Source organism: Mycobacterium sp. ENV421 (genome assembly GCF_002887815.1).
In the GTDB taxonomy this organism is placed as follows: domain Bacteria; phylum Actinomycetota; class Actinomycetes; order Mycobacteriales; family Mycobacteriaceae; genus Mycobacterium.
This window is the reverse complement of record NZ_PDHO01000016.1, coordinates 97072-114973: the sequence shown is the minus strand read 5'-3', so window position 1 is coordinate 114973 and position 17902 is coordinate 97072. Positions and strand designations below refer to the sequence as shown.

20 protein-coding genes are annotated in these 17902 nt (G+C 66.2%); 9 read left to right on the top strand and 11 right to left on the bottom strand.

Features of this window, described 5'->3' with window-relative positions:
* The 4 genes from CRM90_RS19145 to fadD5 all read right to left on the bottom strand — a co-directional run.
* Positions 1-526 (bottom strand): MlaD family protein (locus tag CRM90_RS19145; RefSeq protein WP_142391400.1); only part of this gene is annotated, 526 nt, incomplete at its 3' end.
* A 3-nt stretch (positions 527-529) separates the two neighbouring features.
* Complete coding sequence (locus CRM90_RS19140; protein ID WP_102808511.1) at positions 530-1399, bottom strand: MlaE family ABC transporter permease; 870 nt, start codon at positions 1397-1399, stop codon at positions 530-532.
* A 1-nt stretch (position 1400) separates the two neighbouring features.
* Positions 1401-2201: an MlaE family ABC transporter permease gene (locus CRM90_RS19135; RefSeq protein WP_102808529.1), complete on the bottom strand. Its 801-nt coding sequence runs from the start codon at positions 2199-2201 to the stop codon at positions 1401-1403.
* Positions 2202-2431: 230 nt separating this feature from the next.
* The gene (gene fadD5, locus CRM90_RS19130) at positions 2432-4057 is read right to left on the bottom strand and encodes a fatty-acid--CoA ligase FadD5 (RefSeq protein WP_102808510.1); all 1626 of its coding nucleotides are present in this window, start codon (positions 4055-4057) and stop codon (positions 2432-2434) included.
* A 171-nt stretch (positions 4058-4228) separates the two neighbouring features.
* Here fadD5 and CRM90_RS19125 point away from each other — a divergent pair, with 171 nt between their 5' ends.
* Positions 4229-4921 carry a GntR family transcriptional regulator gene (locus CRM90_RS19125; protein WP_102808509.1) on the top strand — a complete coding sequence of 231 codons (693 nt, stop codon included), beginning with the start codon at positions 4229-4231 and terminating at the stop codon, positions 4919-4921.
* 124 nt (positions 4922-5045) lie between these two features.
* On the opposite strand, the gene CRM90_RS19120 is transcribed toward CRM90_RS19125, so the two are convergent.
* Together CRM90_RS19120 and CRM90_RS19115 are read right to left on the bottom strand one after the other, a co-directional pair.
* Entirely contained in the window at positions 5046-5489 is a 444-nt protein-coding gene (locus tag CRM90_RS19120) for an SRPBCC family protein (protein WP_102808508.1), read from the bottom strand.
* 18 nt (positions 5490-5507) lie between these two features.
* Positions 5508-6167 (bottom strand): TetR/AcrR family transcriptional regulator, encoded by a 660-nt coding sequence (locus CRM90_RS19115; RefSeq protein WP_102808507.1) that lies wholly within the window; start codon positions 6165-6167, stop codon positions 5508-5510.
* Positions 6168-6329: 162 nt separating this feature from the next.
* Between CRM90_RS19115 and CRM90_RS19110 the strand changes: the two genes are divergently transcribed.
* Genes CRM90_RS19110 through CRM90_RS19100 form a run of 3 tightly spaced genes read left to right on the top strand, consistent with a single transcriptional unit; the run spans position 6330 to position 8075 of the window.
* Positions 6330-6440 (top strand): hypothetical protein, encoded by a 111-nt coding sequence (locus CRM90_RS19110; protein ID WP_005142555.1) that lies wholly within the window; start codon positions 6330-6332, stop codon positions 6438-6440.
* 19 nt (positions 6441-6459) lie between these two features.
* On the top strand, positions 6460-7608 hold the full coding sequence (locus tag CRM90_RS19105) for a low temperature requirement protein A (RefSeq protein WP_199189953.1): 1149 nt from the start codon (positions 6460-6462) through the stop codon (positions 7606-7608).
* On the top strand, positions 7605-8075 hold the full coding sequence (locus tag CRM90_RS19100) for an acyl-CoA thioesterase (RefSeq protein WP_233209395.1): 471 nt from the start codon (positions 7605-7607) through the stop codon (positions 8073-8075). The genes CRM90_RS19105 and CRM90_RS19100 overlap by 4 nt, the downstream gene beginning before the upstream one ends.
* A 28-nt stretch (positions 8076-8103) precedes the next feature.
* On the opposite strand, the gene CRM90_RS19095 is transcribed toward CRM90_RS19100, so the two are convergent.
* Positions 8104-9315: a sensor histidine kinase gene (locus CRM90_RS19095; RefSeq protein ID WP_102808506.1), complete on the bottom strand. Its 1212-nt coding sequence runs from the start codon at positions 9313-9315 to the stop codon at positions 8104-8106.
* Positions 9308-9952 (bottom strand): response regulator, encoded by a 645-nt coding sequence (locus tag CRM90_RS19090; protein WP_102808505.1) that lies wholly within the window; start codon positions 9950-9952, stop codon positions 9308-9310. Before CRM90_RS19090 ends, CRM90_RS19095 begins: the two co-directional genes overlap by 8 nt.
* Positions 9953-10100: 148 nt before the next feature.
* Between CRM90_RS19090 and CRM90_RS30510 the strand changes: the two genes are divergently transcribed.
* From CRM90_RS30510 to CRM90_RS19080, 3 genes are all read left to right on the top strand, one after another.
* Positions 10101-10268, top strand: a complete 168-nt coding sequence (locus tag CRM90_RS30510) for a hypothetical protein (protein ID WP_158249033.1) — start codon at positions 10101-10103, stop codon at positions 10266-10268.
* 200 nt (positions 10269-10468) lie between these two features.
* A complete protein-coding gene (locus CRM90_RS19085) occupies positions 10469-11686 on the top strand; it encodes an acyl-CoA dehydrogenase family protein (RefSeq protein WP_199189956.1) in 1218 nt (405 codons plus the stop codon).
* Positions 11683-12477: a tyrosine-protein phosphatase gene (locus tag CRM90_RS19080; protein WP_102808504.1), complete on the top strand. Its 795-nt coding sequence runs from the start codon at positions 11683-11685 to the stop codon at positions 12475-12477. Before CRM90_RS19085 ends, CRM90_RS19080 begins: the two co-directional genes overlap by 4 nt.
* Here CRM90_RS19080 and CRM90_RS19075 read toward each other — a convergent pair.
* The gene (locus CRM90_RS19075; protein WP_102808503.1) at positions 12466-12951 is read right to left on the bottom strand and encodes a DUF456 domain-containing protein; all 486 of its coding nucleotides are present in this window, start codon (positions 12949-12951) and stop codon (positions 12466-12468) included. The genes CRM90_RS19080 and CRM90_RS19075 overlap by 12 nt on opposite strands.
* A 349-nt stretch (positions 12952-13300) precedes the next feature.
* Here CRM90_RS19075 and CRM90_RS19070 point away from each other — a divergent pair, with 349 nt between their 5' ends.
* Together CRM90_RS19070 and pntB are read left to right on the top strand one after the other, a co-directional pair.
* Positions 13301-14833 carry a Re/Si-specific NAD(P)(+) transhydrogenase subunit alpha gene (locus tag CRM90_RS19070; protein WP_102808502.1) on the top strand — a complete coding sequence of 511 codons (1533 nt, stop codon included), beginning with the start codon at positions 13301-13303 and terminating at the stop codon, positions 14831-14833.
* Positions 14834-14835: 2 nt separating this feature from the next.
* Positions 14836-16257, top strand: coding sequence for a Re/Si-specific NAD(P)(+) transhydrogenase subunit beta (pntB, locus tag CRM90_RS19065; protein WP_102808501.1), 1422 nt, complete (start codon positions 14836-14838; stop codon positions 16255-16257).
* 15 nt (positions 16258-16272) lie between these two features.
* On the opposite strand, the gene CRM90_RS19060 is transcribed toward pntB, so the two are convergent.
* On the bottom strand, positions 16273-16968 hold the full coding sequence (locus tag CRM90_RS19060) for a haloacid dehalogenase type II (RefSeq protein WP_102808500.1): 696 nt from the start codon (positions 16966-16968) through the stop codon (positions 16273-16275).
* 37 nt (positions 16969-17005) lie between these two features.
* Positions 17006-17869 (bottom strand): SDR family oxidoreductase, encoded by an 864-nt coding sequence (locus CRM90_RS19055; protein WP_036342556.1) that lies wholly within the window; start codon positions 17867-17869, stop codon positions 17006-17008.
* Positions 17870-17902: the final 33 nt, after the last annotated feature.

Here is a 17902-nt window from a genome sequence, read left to right as displayed (position 1 = left end):
CCTCGGCGGCCGCGCTGAGCGTCAAGTTCAGCTTGACCGGATCCACCTTCTCCGAAATCGAGATGACCGTCTCGAACAAGGTGTTGAACTCGGTGGTGACCCCCGAGGTCTTGATGACGTCGCTGCTCGAAATCCGGGCCTTCACCGGATCTTTCGGGCTGGTGAACGACACGTACTTATTGCCGAAGACGGTGCTGGCCTTGATCTGCGCGTCGACGTTGGCCGGGATCAGCGAGATGTAGTGCGGGACAACCTCCAGCGTCAGCTCGGCCACCGACTTGCCGTCGCGGTTCACCGAGGCAACTTTGGTGACGCGGCCGATCTCGACCCCGTTGTAGGTGACCTTCGAGCCCGGGTCCATCACCAGACCGGCGCGGTCGGACACCATCGTCAGGGTGGTCTTGCGGGTCAGGTCGCCCCGGAATTGCAGGTACACCAGCGTTGCCAGCACGAGGGCCAGCAACAGGAACACCACACCCGCGAGCTTGAGCGGCGGGCGCCGGGATGAGTTGAGCGGCGTCGTCATCCGCTACACCGTGAGGTTGAAGTTCGGGTTGGTGCCGTAGAGCGCCAACGAGGCGAGGAGAACCACCGTCGCGACGGCGACCAGCGATGCGCGCATCGAGATGCCGACCGCCTCGCCGACGCCGACCGGACCGCCGCTGGCGTTGTAGCCGAAGTAGCAGTGATTGATCATCACGAACATCGCGATGATGATGGCGACGACAAACGACCAGAACACGTCGTCGGGCCGCAGGAACGTGCGGAAGTAGTGGTCGTAGGTGCCCGTCGACTGGCCGTAGAACACCGTCGTCGTGAGCTGCGCGGCCAGGAACGACAGCAGCAGCGCCATCGCATACAGCGGAATGATCACGACCATGCCGGCGAGGATGCGCGTCGACACCAGGTAGCTGATGGACTTGATGCCCATCACTTCGAGAGCGTCGATCTCCTCGGCGATGCGCATGGCGCCCAGCTCGGCGGTGGCGCCGGCGCCGACCGTCGCGGCCAGTGCGTGCCCGGAGACCAGCGGAGCGACGACACGGACGTTCACCAGTGCGGCAACGAAGCCGGTGAACGCCTCGACACCGATATTGCCCAGGGACGCATAGCCCTGAATCGCGATCAGCGAGCCGCCGGACAGCGTCACGAAACCGACGATCGCGATGGTGCCGCCGATCACGGCCATCGCGCCGGTGCCCATCCCGATCTCAGCGATCAGCCGCAAGGTGGCGCGGCGGTAGTAGCGCAGCGCGTGCGGGATCTGGCCGACGGCGGTGACGGTGAACCAGGCGACGTCGCCAACCCGGTCGATGAAGCGGCCGGGGGCCGACGCCCATTTGGTGGCGCTGGTGTACGCGCGGGGGTAGCGGGACCGAAGGACTGCTGCAGTACTCATCTCAGTGCCCCGTTCCGAACTTGACACCGATAGTTGTCAGGACGACGTTCACCGCGAACAAAGCGACCACGGAGAGCACGAGCGTTTCGTTCACCGCGGTGCCGAGGCCCTTGGCGCCGCCGGAGACGGTCAGGCCGCGGTAGCAGCCGACCAGGCCGGCGATGAGCCCGAAGGTGAGCGCCTTGACGATCGAGATGATGACCTCCGGCAATCCGGTGATCAGGGTGAGCGTGGAGACGTAGGCGCCTGCGGAGATGTTCTGCATGTAGACGCCGAAGATGAAGCCGCCGACCAGGCCGACGGTGATGACCGCGCCGTTGAGGAGCACGGCGACGAACGTCGCGGCAACCACCCGGGGCAGCACGAGGCGGTGGATCGGGTCGATGCCGAGAACCTCGAGGGCGTCGATCTCTTCGCGAATGGTTCGCGCGCCCAGGTCGGCGCAGATGGCCGTGGACCCGGCGCCGGCGACGACCAGCACGGTCACGATCGGGCCGAGCTGGGTCACCGCGGCCAGGGCCGCACCGGCTCCGGAGACGTCGGCGGCGCCGAACTCCACCAGCAGGATGTTGATCGTGAAGATGATGAGGATGGTGTTGGGGACCGCGACAGCGATGGTCGGCAGGAAGGTCACCCGGAACTGGAACCAGCCCTGAAGAATGAATTCGCGCCACTCGAACGGCCACTTGGTGGTCGCCTTGGCGGTGAGGACGCACATGCGGAAGAAGCCGCCGATGGCGGTGAGGGCCGGACGGGCCTTGTCCTGGAGGTAGCCGCCGACGCCAGTGGTCGCGGCGGTCACCGGTTCACCCACATGACGGGACCATGTCGGTCGTCGCGTGGCGGCAGTCCGACTGGCACGTACCCTCCTTGCCCCGACCCGTGGTGAGTGAGTGTCGTCTCCCTACTACTCAGTAGTAAGGCGGACCACAGGAATGTACCCGATGCCTCACGGGCCGTGCACCGCATCTGCACTATTGACCCTCCATCCCCACTACTCGATTTTTGTCGCATCCGTTAGCCATTCGGTCATCAGCCGGGATTGGCTGCCTCCGAACCGGTTTCATCGACGGGATCCGTTGCGGCACTGGCGCTGAACCGAATCCGCAATTCCGTCTTCAGCACCTTGCCCGCGGGGTTGCGGGGCAACGCGTCGACGATCTCAAGCCCCTTGGGGTGTTTGTAGCGTGCCAGGCGTTCGGTCAGAAATTCGTCAAGTTCTTCCAGCCGCAGCGCGGCGGCGTTGATCGCGGCGACCGCCACCGGCACCTCACCCCATTTGGGGTGGGCCCGGCCGATGACCGCCACCTCGACGATCGCCGGGTGGGCGGCCAGTACGTTCTCGACCTCGGCGCAGTAGATGTTCTCGCCGCCGGAGATGATCATGTCCTTCTTGCGGTCGACCACCCAGATGTAGCCATCAGCATCGGCGCGGACCAGGTCGCCGGAATGGAACCAGCCACCCGCGAACGCCTCGGCGGTGGCCTGCGGGTTGTTCCAGTAACCGGCCATGAGAGTTGGTGCGCGATAGACGATTTCGCCGACCTCCCCCACCGGGACGTCGTTCATGTCTTCGTCGACGATGCGCGCAGCGACGGTCGGGATGACCTTGCCCACCGACCCGCGCTTCCGGATCGCGTCGTCGCCGAGGAGCATGCACGTCACCGGAGACATCTCGGTCTGGCCGAACGCGGCGAGAATCTTGCTGTCCGGGAACGTCTCGGACATCTCGCGCAGCAGGGTGTCCGACGCCGGGGCCGCACCCCAGGACAGCGCCCGCAACCGGATGTCGCGCGGCTTGGCCTTCTGCGCCGCGCAGACCGCCTGCCATTGGGCGGGCACCAGGAAGATGCCGGTGACCCGCTCGGCCTCGAGCACGTCGAGCAGCTGGCCCGGGTCGAATCCGCCCAGCGGGTGGATGACCGTCGGCGTGCCGAGCATCAGGCCGCCGAGGGTGTTGCCGATACCGGCGATGTGGAACAGCGGAACCCCGATGAACCCGACGTCGCTGTTGATGTCGGGGCCGGTGGTGTACATCCCGGTCATCGCCTGACCGGCCAGATTGGTGTGGGTCAGCACCGCGCCCTTGGGCCGCCCGGTGGTGCCCGAGGTGTACATGATCAGCGCCGGACTGTCGTTGGGGATGTCCACCGGCTGGTGCTGCTCGCCCTCTTCGACGATCAGATCCTCGTAACCGAGCACCCCGTCCTCGGTCGCGCCGCCGGCGACGATCACGGCGGACAGCCCCGGTGCAAGGTCGCGCACGGCCTTGGCGACGTCGGCGAGCACCGTTTCGGTGACCAGCACGGCCGCTTCGCAGTCCTGGACCAGGAACGCCAGCTCCGGCGGTGTCAGCCGGAAGTTGACCGGCACAGCGATCGCCCCGAGCTGATTGGCGGCGAGCGTCGCCTCGACGAACTCCGGGCGGTTCAGCATCAGGATCATCACCCGATCGCCGAAGCCGACACCGCGGCGGCTCAACGCGTCGGCCAGCTTGGTGACCCGGTGGTCGAACTCGGCCCAGGTCGTCGTGCGACCCATGAACCGCAACGCGGTGGCGTCGGGTTGCATGAGCGCATGACGCGCCAGCTGGTTGGTCCAGTTCTGCCGGCGCGCCAGATACGGCTGCTCGGTCGTCGTGGTCAGCTGGCTGGTCACTGGTCTTCGTTGCCCTCTCAACAGTTCCGAATGGCGACAGTTCCCTATGTCGTAAAGGATGCGTGAACCCGGTGGCTGGAGAACGCAAAAATCGTTATATTTGATCAAATCTGTTGTTGCTTGGGTCACACTATTGCTTGGCCGCTCGCCACACAAGTCCCCGGAGGTCACGTGAACGCACCGGCTTCCACACGGGCCGGCAACCGCCGCGGAAGCCGTCGATCACAACTGTCCGACGAGGTTGCCGCGCACCTTCGCGAGGCGATCATGACCGGCGTCCTGCGGCCCGGGACGTTCATCCGGCTCGACGAGACCGCCGCTCGGCTCGAGGTCAGCATCACCCCGGTGCGGGAGGCGCTGCTGACGCTGCGCGGCGAGGGCATGGTCGCACTCGAGCCACGGCGCGGCTACGTGGTGCAGCCGCTGAGCCGCCAGGACATCGCCGACATCTACTGGTTGCAGGCCACCATCGCCAAGGAACTGGTGAGCAGCGCCGCCGACCGGCTGACCGATGAGCAGATCGACGAACTCGAACGCGCCAACGAGGCGTTGGAGGCAGCGGTGGCCGAGGGCGACCCGGCCACCGTGGGTGCTGCCGAGTTCGCCTTCCACCGACTGCTCAACCGCGGGGCGGGCCGGATCAAACTGGCCTGGTTCCTGCTGCACGCCGCGCGGTACATGCCGCCACAGATCTACGTCACCGACCCGACCTGGGGAGCGGCCGCGGTGGACACCCACCGCCGGCTGATCGACGCGCTACGACGGCACGACAAGGCCACCCTCGAAGAGCTGTCCGCGACGGAGTTCAACGACGGCGTACACCGGCTGCTGGAACAACTCGAGCGCAACGGGATGTGGCGTTAGCCGATCGACGCGCCCCTGCCTGCTGCCGCATCACTCGCGAGCAGACACAAAATCGCACGATTTGCCCCGGATCGATGCGAGTTTCTGTCTGCTCGCGGCCGCTCCGACCTGCGCGGCAAGCTGGCTACGAGCTCGTCGACAGCTGCTCGGCGCGGGTCTTGAGATTGTCGGCCAGGTGCTCGAGCACGTCGTTGATCAGCTTCTTGACCATCACGGCAGGTACCGGCAGGGACACCTCGACCTCGAGGTCGACGGTCAGCAGGCTCGACGGCCCCATCGCGACCACCGAGAACAGCTGATCCTGCTTGGTGAACACCTCACCCTGCTGCAGCACGGTCTGGATCTGGCCTTCGCCGGGGTAGTACACCGCCTGGATGAAGGTGCCCGACTGGCCCTGGATCTCCATGTCGAGCCGCAGCTGGCTGGGCCGGCCATCGTCATAGCGGGCCAGGACATACACGGCCTTGGCCTCGGGGTTCCATTCCGGATAGGTCTCGAAGTCGGCGACTATCCGGAGGATCGTGTCGGCATCGGCGTTGACTTCAACGGTCTTGCTGACGAGCGGCATCGGCCGATCATATCGGCCTCAGGCGGGCGCCTTCTTGGCCGCGCCCGCCACATCGGGCATGCCCAGCGGGGATTCCACCCGCACCGTCTCGTCCCGAATCAGCCCGCGCAGCAACGCGGTACTGAATTCGGCGGCGATCTCCTTGGCGGTTCGCCGGCCGTCCGGTCGCAGCCACCGGTAGGCGCCCAGCGTCATGCCGATGTAGCCGAGCGCCACCACGTGCGTATCGCACTCGAAGAACTCACCGCTGGCGATCCCGCGGTCGATCAGGCCGTGCACGTGTTCGTAGACCTGGGTTTCCTTCTCCCGCACCTCGGCGACCTGCTCCTCGGTGAACCACTCGGCGATGTAGGGCGCCTCCTGGAAATACACCGCCGCGCCCTCGGGGTTCTCGGCGATGTTCGTCAACAGCCGCACCGTGTATTGGTAGAGCGCTTCACGGGCGGTCCAGGACGGATCGTCGTGCACGGCTTGCAGGGTGTTCTCGGCAGCACGGCGGTAGATGTCGAACAGGATCAGCGACTTACTGGCGTAATAGTGGTAGACCGTCGCCTTGTTCAGGCCGACGACATCGGCGACGTCATCCATCCTGGTTCCGTGATAGCCGCGGGCTGCGAAGAGCTTGGTGGCGACGGCCAGCAGCTCTTCGCGCCGGGTCATCCCGTTCTCGGATGCCATGATGTCCTCGCTTGTCCTGTGCCGGCCGGCACGGTGTCATTTTGTCCGCCGACAACGCCGGCTCTCTATCAACTGGTTGGATAGTTTAATGACCGGTGTCGCGGTTGGGGCCCGCGGACTAGACTCCGGTTCTATTGCGGTGACGCTCAGGAGGTGCGAGGGATGGATCCGAATCCGGACTATGACGCGAGCGACGAGGTCGAGTACTTCTTCAGCTGGCTGCCCTGGGCGCTGCGCGGCGTCTACCCGCCGCCCGCCTATCCGCCGGTTTAATCGCCGCTGAACCGTACCTTTGCCGGCCGGCCTGCGGGCGATGCTCGCCCGCGACCCCGATGAACCGCACCGCGCGGCCAGCTCCCTGGAGCTTCTCTTCGACCTCGTTTTCGTGGTCGCCGTATCCCAGTCTTCCGGTGCGCTGCACCATCTTTGGGAGGAACAGCACTTCGCCTCAGGTGTAGCGGCCTATGCGATGGTGTTTTTCGCGATCTTCAACGCCTGGATGAACTTCACCTGGTTCGCCAGTGCCTACGACACCGACGACTGGCTCTACCGGCTGACCGTCTTCGTACAGATGGCCGGCGCCCTGGTGATCGCCGCGGGCGCGCAGAGCGCGATGCTGTCCAACGACTTCGGGGCCATCGTCGCCGGGTACGTGATCATGCGGGTAGCCAGCGCAGCGCAATGGATCCGGGCGGCGATCAGCGATCCGCACTACCGCGGCACCTGCGTGCGGTATGCGATCGGCATCGTCGTCGCGCAAGTGCTGTGGGTGTCCTGGTGGTTCCTGCACGGGCCGGTCTGGTTGTTCCCGCTGCTGGCGGTGGCCGACCTGTCGGTGGCGCTGATCGCCGAGCGGTACCGGGCGACGGCCTACCACCACCACCACATCGCCGAGCGGTACGGCCTGTTCACGCTGATCGTTCTCGGCGAATCGATTCTGGCGGCGGCCAATTCGATTATCGGCGGACTGTCGAACGACGACGCCCGCGTCGGACTGATCGGGGTCGCGGTCTGCTCACTGGCGATCGTGGCCTCGATGTGGTGGATATATTTCGACCGTCCGCAGCACCACCAGACCCTGACCAGACGCCGCTCGTTCTACTGGGGCTACCTGCACTACTTCATCTTCGCCTCGGCAGCGGCGTTCTCGGCCGGGGTGGAGGTCATCGTCGCCGAACATCTCGGCGAGGGCCACTTGCCACACACGGTCGCCGGGCTGACGTTGACCGTCCCGCTGGCGGTGTTCCTGCTGACGACGTGGCTGGTGCTCGACGCAGGACGCCGCGACGTGGTCCAGTCCGTCGGCGTGGTGCTGCTGACCGCAGCGATGCTGGCCGCGGCGCTGCTGCCCGAGCCCACGATCGCTGCGGCCCTGATCATGGTCGCGGCGGCGGCGCTGGTCAGCTGGCGGCACGCGGCCGATAAGCTGGCGCACTTGTGAGCGACTGGACAACGACCGCGGCCCGTCCGCACGAGATGCGGCTGCGGCTGGACTCCTACCCCGTAACCGGCACCGTCGAGGCGCGCTACGGCGACATGGATTCCAACGCCCACCTCAACAACCTGGCGCTGGAAGCGATGCACGAGAACGCCCGGGCGACCATGAACCGCAGCCTGTTTCCCGATATCTACGACGTGACCACCCGGCGGCTGCGCCTGGTCACCTCACAGAACGCGGTGCACTTCCTCGCCGAGGCGCACTGGCCGGGCACCATCGAGACCGGCGCCGGGGTCGGGCGGGTCGGGCGCACCTCGTTCGTGGCGTCGACCGGATTGTTCGTCGACGGTCGTTGTGTCGGGGTGTGTGACACCATGCTGGTGCTGCTCGGCGACGACGGTCCGGTCCCGATTCCCGACGACGCGCTGGCGGCGCTGGAAACCGTGCGGCTGAAATCGCCGCAGGCGTAGGCCTCGTCAGCTGAGCGTTTAACGACTGTCAGTCTCGCGCAGCAGGAACATCGCCGTCGGGCACCGTCACGATGACCGTCGTGCCCCCTCCGGGAGTCTCGATCAGCTGCACCGATCCGCCCATCGCTTCGACACCGACCACCAGCGACGACAGTCCGATGTGCCCCTCGGCGACCTTCTCGTTCAGAACAGCCGGGTCGAAGCCGACGCCGTTGTCGACCACGCGCAGCACCAGCGAACCGGCCTCGTGATCCAGCTCCACCCGCAGCCGAGTCGCCCGAGAGTGCTTGTGCGCGTTGGCTAATAGCTCGCGCGCGGCACGGTAGAGCAGGGCTTGGGCCGCCGGCTTGCCCACTTCTTCCACCGCGCAGTCGATGGTGACGTTCCAGCGCCGCTCGTACTGGCCGACCAGTTCGCGCAGCGCCGCGCCCAGTCCGACCTGGGCCAGCACCTGGGGATGCAGCGTCGAGACCGCGCTGCGCAGCATGTTGATGGCGTCCTGCAGCGCGGTATCGACCCGCTCGAACCCGATGGCAGAGGGTTGCTCGCGCAGGTCCTCCAGATCCAGCCGAGCGGCGAGCAGGTTCTGCAGCGGCCCGTCGTGGAGTTGTTCGGACAGTTGCCGGTTGTTGCGCTCGTCGGCCTGCATCGACTCCGAGACCAGCCGGCGCCGCACCTCGAGAAGCGAACGCACCCGGGCCCGGCGGCGGGCCAGCACCAGGCACAGCGCGGTGGTGGCCAGCGCCAGCCAGGCCAGGCAACCGACCTGGACGTAGACGACGTTGGGCAGACCCATGGTGTCGTCGCGCTTGGAGTAGATGATCCAGGCCACCAGGTACCCGACCGCCGTGCCGGCACCGATCAGCGCGGTGATCTCCGGGCGGTCCAGGAACGCGACGGTGATCGGGATCAGGAAGAAGATCGGCAGCAGCCAGCTTGTCGCGCCCCCGGAGGCGACGCACATGGCCAGCACCGCGACCACGTCGATAGCCGTCGACGCCCAGCCGAACCACCACCGCAGTGGCCTGCGGAGCACGACGGTCAGCCATACCGCCGCGGTGCCGGTGTAGACGATCAGCACCGACCAGTACACGGCGGGCAGCCAGTGGTCGACGCCTTCGATCCACACCAGCAGCCCGATCAGCACGATCAGCGGCAGTCGCAGGACAGCCGCGACCCGGACCGGTTCGGTACCCAGGAAATCGGCCGCGCGGCTCAGCGGGGCCGGCAGATTACTCAAGCAGCCCCCGCCGCATCGCCTCGGCGACCGCGGCCGCCCGGTCCCCCACACCCAACTTCTCGTACAGCCGCTGCACATGGGTCTTGACCGTCGACGGCGCCAGGAACAACTCCTCGGCGATCGCCGGGATACTGCGTCCGCCGGCGATCATGCCGAGCACCTCGCGTTCCCGCGAGCTCAGCGACGGCCCGGACGGCTCTGCGCGGCGCCGGATCTCGACGGCCAGACCAGATGCCAGCCGGGGCGCCAGAACGTCGCGACCCTTCGCGCAGTCCAGCACCGCGTTGACGATCTCGGATCGGCTGGAGTCCTTCGGCAGGTAGCCGGCCGCCCCCTGTTGCAGCGCGTGATAGACGATTTCGGCGTCGTCGTGCGCGGAGACCAGCAGCACCCGGGTCGGCAGTTCGTCGCGGCGCACGGCGGCCGCCACCTCGGCGCCGTCCATTCCGGGCATCCGGTAGTCGAGCAGCGCCACGTCGGGCTTGTGTTCCTTGATCGCCGCCAGCGCCGACGAGCCGTCCTCGGCCTCGGCGACCACCTCGACCTCACCGCTGCCCGACAACGCCCGAACCAGTCCGTCACGGAACAGCGGGTGGTCATCGCCGACGACGACGCGCACCTTTCGGTTATCGGGCATGCCAGGAGCTTCCCACAGGGGTCCACCGATCGGGGGACAAACACTTCATCCCTCGCAGGGGCCTATCAGCGGACAGACAGCTCCCGACCTGCGCGGGATAGTCGATTCATCGCCGAAAACCATCGGCCGCAGAAGCAAGGAGACGGACATGGACCGCACATTCACTCGTCGCTTCACCACCGCCCTGGCGGGTCCCACGCTCGCGGTGGGCGTTCTGGCCGGCACCTTGATCGTCGACACCCCCGCAGCGACCGACACCATGGGCCTGAGCCTCGCCTCGGCCTCCTCGGCCGGAATGGTCGACATCCACCTCTAACTCCACTCAGCAGCCGCGAAACTGCGCGAAAGCGAGGAGGTCAGTTGGGCACTTCCCGTCACCCGTCCGCGAGATACCGGAGGTTTATTGGTCGCTAACCCTCTTACTCCACATGACAACGAGGCCCTCCCTATGGTCATAAGGGAGGGCCTCGTTGTTGTTTAGACGGGTGTCATATCGTGACGGTCATGGATTTCGCCATGTCTGCCAAGGGTGCTGACTACCACAAACGCCTCACCGAGTTCATGGTCGAACATGTCTTCCCGGCCGAGAAGATCTACGACGAGTACCGCGAGGCCGCGGGCCCGGGTGACTTCACCGTGCCGCCGGTGGTCGAGGACCTGAAGGTACTGGCCCGCAAGCAGGGGTTGTGGAACCTGTTCCTACCGCCCGAGTCGGGGCTGACCAACCTGGAGTACGCGCCGCTGGCCGAGTTGACCGGCTGGAGCACCGAGATCGCGCCCGAGGCGATCAACTGCGCGGCGCCCGACACCGGCAACATGGAGACCCTGCACCTGTTCGCCACCGAGGAGCAGCGCAAGACGTGGCTGGAGCCGCTGCTGGCCGGCGAGATCCGCAGCGCCTTCTCGATGACCGAACCCGCGGTGGCATCCAGCGATGCCCGAAACATCCAGACCCAGATGGTCCGCGACGGGGACGACTACATCATCAACGGCCGCAAGTGGTGGACCTCAGGCGCCAATGACCCGCGCTGCAAGGTGTTGATCGTGATGGGCCGCACCAACCCGGACGCCGCCTCGCATCAGCAGCAGTCGATGATCCTGGTGCCCACCGAGACCCCCGGTGTGCAGATCCTGCGCTCGACGTCGGTGTTCGGCTGGCAGGACCAGCACGGCCACGCCGAGGTGATCTACGACAACGTGCGGGTACCGGCATCGAATCTGCTGGCCGAGGAGGGCATGGGCTTCGCGATTGCGCAGGCGCGGTTGGGCCCGGGCCGGATCCATCACTGCATGCGTGCGATCGGCGTCGCCGAGCGTGCGCTCGCGCTGATGACCCATCGCGCCCGCACCCGCATCGCGTTCGGCAAGCCGCTGGCCGATCAGGGTGTGGTGCAGCAGCAGATCGCCTTGTCCCGCAACGAGATCGACCAGGCCCGGCTGCTCTGCCAGAAAGCCGCCTGGACCATCGACCAGCACGGCAACAAAGAGGCCCGCAATCTGGTCGCCCAAATCAAGGCCGTCGCGCCGCAGATGGCCTGCAAGGTCATCGACCGCGCCATCCAGGTGCACGGTGGCGGCGGGGTCAGCGATGACTTCCCGCTGGCCCGGATGTACGGCTGGCAGCGGGCCATGCGGATCTTCGACGGACCCGACGAGGTTCACATGCGCAGCATCGCCCGCGCCGAGATCGGCGCTGAGCCAAGCGCTTTCGCGGCGGCGGTGACCGGCGCGTGAGCCATACTGCACTGTCGGGTGCGTGGAACTTTCGCGATATCGCCGACACCACAGGGATCCGGCCGGGCAAGTTCTTCCGGTCCAGTGAGCTCAGCCGGCTCGACGACGACGGCCGGGAGGCCTTCCGCCGCCTGGGTATCACCGATGTCGCCGACCTCCGCTCACCGCAGGAGTTGGAGCGCCGCGGCTCCGGTGCGGTGCCCGACGGCGTCGCCATCCATCTGCTGCCGTTCCCGGACCTGTCCAACACGACAGCCGAGGCGCCGCACGAGACCAGCTGGCAGAAGATGATGACCGAGAAGGTCGACGACGAGAACGTCGAGGACGCCGCCGAACGCTTCATGACCGGCGAATATGAGAAGTTCCCAGTCCTTGCCGGTGCGCAACGCGCAGTGCGCCAAGTGTTTTCGTTGTTGAGTGCGGGACGCCCGGTCATCACGCACTGCTTCGCGGGCAAGGACCGCACCGGCTTCACCGTCGCGGTCGTGTTGGAGTCCATCGGCGTGCCGCGCGACGCGGTGCTCGCCGACTTCCTGCGCAGCAACGACGCCGTCGAGTCGCTGCGTGAGCGGATCATGGAGTCGATCGTCGACCGGGCCGGCGAGACACCGGAGATCACCACGTTCGCCGAGGCGCGGCTGACCAACGGGGTGCTCGGTGTGCGGGAGGTCTACCTGGCCACCGCGCATCAGGTGATCGCCGAGAACTATGGCGGCCTGGATGGCTTCCTGCGCACTGCCGGGGTGTCCGAAGAGGACGTCGCGCGCACGCGCAAAGAACTACTGGGTTAGCAGCAGACCGGCCACCCACACCGCGGTGGCGATCAGCCCGCCGGTCAGCTCGACACCGACCGAGAGCGCAGCGGCCTTCAGCGCAAGGACCGTTGCCGCCCAGGCACGCCGCTGATCGCGCCTGGCTGCCAGTTCGGCGAGGTACACACCGAGCACGAACCCGAACAGCAGGCCGATCACCGGCACCACGAAGAAGCCGATGACGCCCAGTACCGCACCGGCGGCCAGCGTCCATCTGCCGACCTCGCCGGCACGCATCCGCCGGGCGGGCCACAGGTACTTGATCAACAGGCTCGCGCCGAGCACCACGGTGACCACCCCGAGCACCACCCAGGACACCAGACTGTGCTCGACGGTGGCCCACACCGCGATAGCCGCGTAGACCAGCAGGGTGCCCGGCAGCAGCGGCACGATGACGCCGACCAGCCCGACGGCGATGGCCAACGCCACCAGAACGACGCCGCCGGTGCTCACCCGCCCGAGCCTAGGACACCATCTCGGGATTCAACTGGACACCTGTCCATTAAGGTCTGCCCAATCACTGGCCTGATCCTCGCGGCGGGAGAGTCACGCCGAACCATTGCCGCTCAGGCATACCCCAACGTTGCAGTTCATCGGTCCTACCGGCAGAAATCTGCATTCGCCGAAGTAAAATAGACAGGTGTCCATTACCTGATGAGCGAACCCCCTCGAAATTTCGATTCGGGATCTCCGGCCACCTCCAACCGTGCTCGGGGTACGGAGTTCGCGGGTGAACCCTGCCATTCCATACACTGGCATCTTCCACCCCGCCTCCGCATGACCAACAGATCGGATCGCACTGATGATCATCGGGATTCCACGTGAGTCTCTGCCTGGGGAAACACGTGTCGCCGCCACACCGCAGACGGTCGGACAACTCATCAAGCTCGGTTACGAGGTACTGGTGGAGTCCGGTGCGGGTGTCGCGGCGAGCTTCTCCGACGAGGCATTCGTCGAGGCCGGTGCGAGTATCGGGGCGGCCGCGCAAGCGCTGGCCACCGAGATCGTCCTCAAGGTCAATGCGCCCACCAGTGCAGAGATCGCCGCACTGCGCGACGGCGCGACGCTGATCAGCCTGATCTCCCCCGCGCTGAAACCCGAGCTCGTCGAGGAACTGTCCCGCCGTCCCATCACAGTGCTGGCGATGGACGCCGTGCCGCGGATCTCGCGAGCCCAATCTCTGGACGTCCTGTCGTCGATGGCCAATATCGCGGGCTACCGCGCCGTCGTCGAGGCAGCACATTCGTTTGGCCGATTCTTCACCGGCCAGGTGACCGCGGCGGGCAAGGTCCCGCCGGCCAAGGTGTTGGTCGTCGGCGCGGGTGTGGCCGGCCTGGCAGCGATCGGCGCCGCGGGCAGCCTCGGCGCCATTGTGCGCGCCACCGACCCGCGCCCCGAGGTCGCCGATCAGGTCAAATCTCTTGGTGGAGAATACCTTTCAATCGAATCCCCCGAGGCCGAGGTATCGGCCACCGGGTACGCCAAGGAGATGGGTGACGATTACAAGGCCCGCGAGGCGCAGCTCTACGCCGAGCAGTCCGAGGATGTCGACATCATCATCACGACGGCGCTGATTCCCGGGCGGCCCGCACCGCGCATCATCACCGCCGACATGGTCGCCTCGATGAAATCGGGCAGTGTGATCGTCGATATGGCCGCAGCCAACGGCGGCAACGTCGAGGGCACCGTCAAGGACCAGGCCGTCCTGACCGACAACGGCGTGACCATCATCGGCTACACCGACCTGGCCGGCCGGTTGCCCACCCAGGCATCGCAGCTCTACGGCACCAACCTGGTCAACCTCCTCAAACTGCTGACCCCGGACAAAGACGGCACGCTCGTACTCGATTTCGACGACGTCGTGCAACGGTCGGTCACCGTGGTCCGCGACGGCGAAACGACGTGGCCACCGCCACCGGTACAGGTATCTGCTGCCCCGGCACCTGCCGCGACAGCCGCCCCGGCCGTGCAGCAGACCAAACAACCGATGACGATGGGCCGCCGGCTCGGCATCACCTTCGGCGCCGCCGTCGTGCTGTTCCTACTGATCGCGTTGTCCCCGGCCGCACTGCAGGTCCACCTGACGGTCTTCGCACTGGCGATCGTGATCGGCTACTACGTCATCGGTCACGTGCACCACGCCCTACACACCCCGTTGATGTCCGTGACAAACGCCATCTCGGGCATCATCGTCGTCGGCGCGCTGCTCCAGATCGGCCACGGTGACATCATCGTCACCACATTGGCCGCCGTCGCCATCCTGCTTGCCAGTATCAACATCTTCGGTGGCTTCGCGGTGACGCGTCGCATGCTCGCGATGTTCTCGAGGAGCTAGAGTTGTTCACATTGGAAACGGCCGCCACGGCGGCCTACATCGTCGCTGCCCTGCTGTTCATCCTGGCGCTGGCCGGGCTGTCCAAGCACGAAACATCGCGGGCCGGAAACACATTCGGCATGGCCGGCATGGTTGTCGCACTGGTCGCCACCATCGCGCTGGCGCTGGCCCGCCATATCGAGCCGTTGGGACTGGGCCTGCTGATCGCAGCCATGGCCATCGGTGCCGCGATCGGGTTATGGCGTGCCCGCGTCGTCGAGATGACCGGTATGCCCGAGCTGATCGCCCTGCTGCACAGCTTCGTCGGCCTGGCGGCGGTGTTGGTCGGCTGGAACGGCTACCTGCACGTCGAACACGATCTGGCCGGCGCCGAGGCCGCAGTGCTGAGCAGCGAGGGCATGCTCGGCATTCACTCCGCCGAGGTGTTCATCGGCGTGTTCATCGGCGCCGTGACCTTCACCGGATCGATCGTCGCCAACCTGAAACTGTCGGCGCGAATCAAATCAGCGCCACTGATGTTGCCCGGCAAGAACTTTCTCAATGTCGGGGCCCTGGTGCTGTTCTTTGCGTTCACCGTCTGGTTCGTCATCGAGCCGCAGCTATGGCTGCTCGTCGTCGTCACGGTGTTGGCGCTGCTGCTGGGCTGGCACCTGGTCGCGTCGATCGGCGGCGGCGACATGCCCGTCGTGGTGTCGATGCTAAACAGCTATTCCGGTTGGGCTGCAGCAGCTTCGGGCTTCCTGCTGTCCAACGACCTGTTGATCGTCACCGGCGCGCTGGTCGGATCTTCGGGTGCCTACCTGTCCTACATCATGTGCAAAGCCATGAACCGCTCGTTCATCTCGGTCATCGCTGGAGGATTCGGTATCGAAGCAGGGCCGGCCGAGGACAAGGACTACGGCGAACACCGCGAGATCACCGCCGAGGGAGCCGCCGAACTCTTGTCGTCGGCCAGTTCGGTGATCATCACCCCGGGCTACGGGATGGCGGTGGCCCAGGCCCAGTACGGCGTAGCCGAACTCACTCGCAAGCTACGCGAGCGCGGTGTCACTGTGCGATTCGGTATCCACCCCGTCGCGGGCCGCCTGCCCGGACACATGAACGTGCTGCTGGCAGAGGCCAAGGTGCCCTACGACATCGTGCTCGAAATGGACGAGATCAACGACGATTTCGAGGGCACCTCGGTGGTGTTGGTGATCGGTGCCAACGACACCGTGAACCCGGCGGCGTCGGAAGATCCGAGCAGCCCGATCGCCGGTATGCCGGTGCTGACGGTCTGGAATGCCGAGCACGTCATCGTGTTCAAGCGGTCCATGGCCTCCGGGTACGCCGGTGTGCAGAATCCGCTGTTCTTCCGCGAGAACACCCAGATGCTGTTCGGCGATGCGCGCGACAGGGTCGACGACATCAATGCCGCGCTGTAATTCCGGGCGCCGAACCTAGAGCTTGCCGGCCAGGTCTACGAGGTCCGTTGCGGTGACATCGAATTCGTCGGGCTCGAACGGAACCCGATAGCGCCCGGGTTGTCCCCATTCCAGCGGCCGGTCGACGTAGGCGGTCTGCAGTCCGGCATCGCGGGCGGCGCGCAGGTCACTGGGATGGGCGGCCACCAGCATGGCCTCTTCGGGTGCCACGTCCAGAATCTGCGCGCAGCCCAGGTAGGCCTCGCGATCGGGCTTGTAATGACCGAAGATTTCGGCCGACAGCACGCAATCCCACGGCAGGCCCGCACGTTTGGCCATCGCGGTCAGCAGCGAGACGTTGCCGTTCGACAGCGTGGTGATGGTGAATCGTTCCTTGAGCCGGTGCAGGCCTTCCACGGCGTCCGGCCACGGCGCCAACCGATGCCACGCGCGGTTGAGGTGGTCGATGTCTTCCTCGTCGGCCTGGATGTCGTCGTCGCGAAGCAACTCGTCGAGGATCCTGCGGTGCAGATCGTCCAGCCGGGTCCATGGCAGCTCGCCGCGGCGAACCAGATCCATCGCGGGAACGTAGCCGGCCCGCCAGCGGTCGGCGAACTTGGCCCAATCCCGTTCTACGCCTTGTTGATCCCCGAATTCCCGAAGTTCGCCGATGATGCTGGAACGCCAGTCCACGACCGTGCCGAACACGTCGAAGGCCAGCACGCGGATCATGGATGCACCTGCGTGCCGGCCGACTACGCGATCACGTTCAGCCGAGCTTGAAGGAGGCGTGCTCGGCGGCTGAGAGGTCGTCGATCGTCGACCACTGTGCGGCCACGTCGTCGACGGTCGGGACATGGTCGAAGGTGACGCCCTCGTTCTGGAACAGCGCCGCGCGCTGCACCTTTCCACCGCCGACGATGAACACCGAGGCGGAGTCCGGAACCTCTTCGGTGCACAGGTAGCCGACCACCGGTGCGACGTACTCCGGGGTGAGCTTCTTGAACACCTCGGGCGGCAGGATGTCCTCGGTCATGCGGGTCGCGGCGATGGGCGCCAGCGCGTTGGCCTTGATGTTGTACTTGGCGCCTTCCTGGGCCAGCGTGTTGATCAGGCCGACCAGGCCGAGCTTGGCGGCGCTGTAGTTGGCCTGGCCGAAGTTGCCGAACAGGCCGCTGGTGGAGGTGGCGACGACGATCCGGCCGTAGCTCTGCTCGCGGAAGTGCGGCCAGGCGGCGCGGATCACGTTGTAGCCGCCGTACAGGTGGACCTTGAGCACCGAATCCCAGTTCTCGAACGGCATCTTGTGGAAGGTGCCGTCGCGCAGGATGCCAGCGTTGCTGACGATGCCGTCGATCTTGCCGAACTCCTCGATCGCGGTCTTGACGATGTTCTCGCCGCCCTCTGGCTCGGCGACGGAGTCGTAGTTGGCGACCGCGCGACCGCCGGCGTCCTTGATCTCCTGGACCACCTGGTCGGCCATGTTGTGGCCGGCGCCGGTTCCGTCACGCGCGCCGCCGAGGTCGTTCACCACGACGCTGGCGCCCTCTCGGGCCAGTGTCAGCGCGTACTCGCGACCCAGACCGCCACCGGCTCCGGTGACGACGATGACTCGATCAACAACTCCGGGCATGGGCCTTCCTCTCCTGCGACTGACGGAACGTAA

Excerpts from the sequence above, each read along its gene's own strand:
- CRM90_RS19140 (WP_102808511.1), bottom strand. The coding sequence starts at position 1,399 with ATGAGTACTGCAGCAGTCCTTCGGTCCCGCTACCCCCGCGCGTACACC.
- CRM90_RS19085 (WP_199189956.1), top strand. The coding sequence starts at position 10,469 with ATGTCTGCCAAGGGTGCTGACTACCACAAACGCCTCACCGAGTTCATG.
- CRM90_RS19120 (WP_102808508.1), bottom strand. The coding sequence starts at position 5,489 with ATGCCGCTCGTCAGCAAGACCGTTGAAGTCAACGCCGATGCCGACACG.
- CRM90_RS19060 (WP_102808500.1), bottom strand. The coding sequence starts at position 16,968 with ATGATCCGCGTGCTGGCCTTCGACGTGTTCGGCACGGTCGTGGACTGG.
- CRM90_RS30510 (WP_158249033.1), top strand. The coding sequence starts at position 10,101 with ATGGACCGCACATTCACTCGTCGCTTCACCACCGCCCTGGCGGGTCCC.
- CRM90_RS19055 (WP_036342556.1), bottom strand. The coding sequence starts at position 17,869 with ATGCCCGGAGTTGTTGATCGAGTCATCGTCGTCACCGGAGCCGGTGGC.
- CRM90_RS19090 (WP_102808505.1), bottom strand. The coding sequence starts at position 9,952 with ATGCCCGATAACCGAAAGGTGCGCGTCGTCGTCGGCGATGACCACCCG.
- CRM90_RS19110 (WP_005142555.1), top strand. The coding sequence starts at position 6,330 with ATGGATCCGAATCCGGACTATGACGCGAGCGACGAGGTCGAGTACTTC.
- CRM90_RS19070 (WP_102808502.1), top strand. The coding sequence starts at position 13,301 with ATGATCATCGGGATTCCACGTGAGTCTCTGCCTGGGGAAACACGTGTC.
- CRM90_RS19115 (WP_102808507.1), bottom strand. The coding sequence starts at position 6,167 with ATGGCATCCGAGAACGGGATGACCCGGCGCGAAGAGCTGCTGGCCGTC.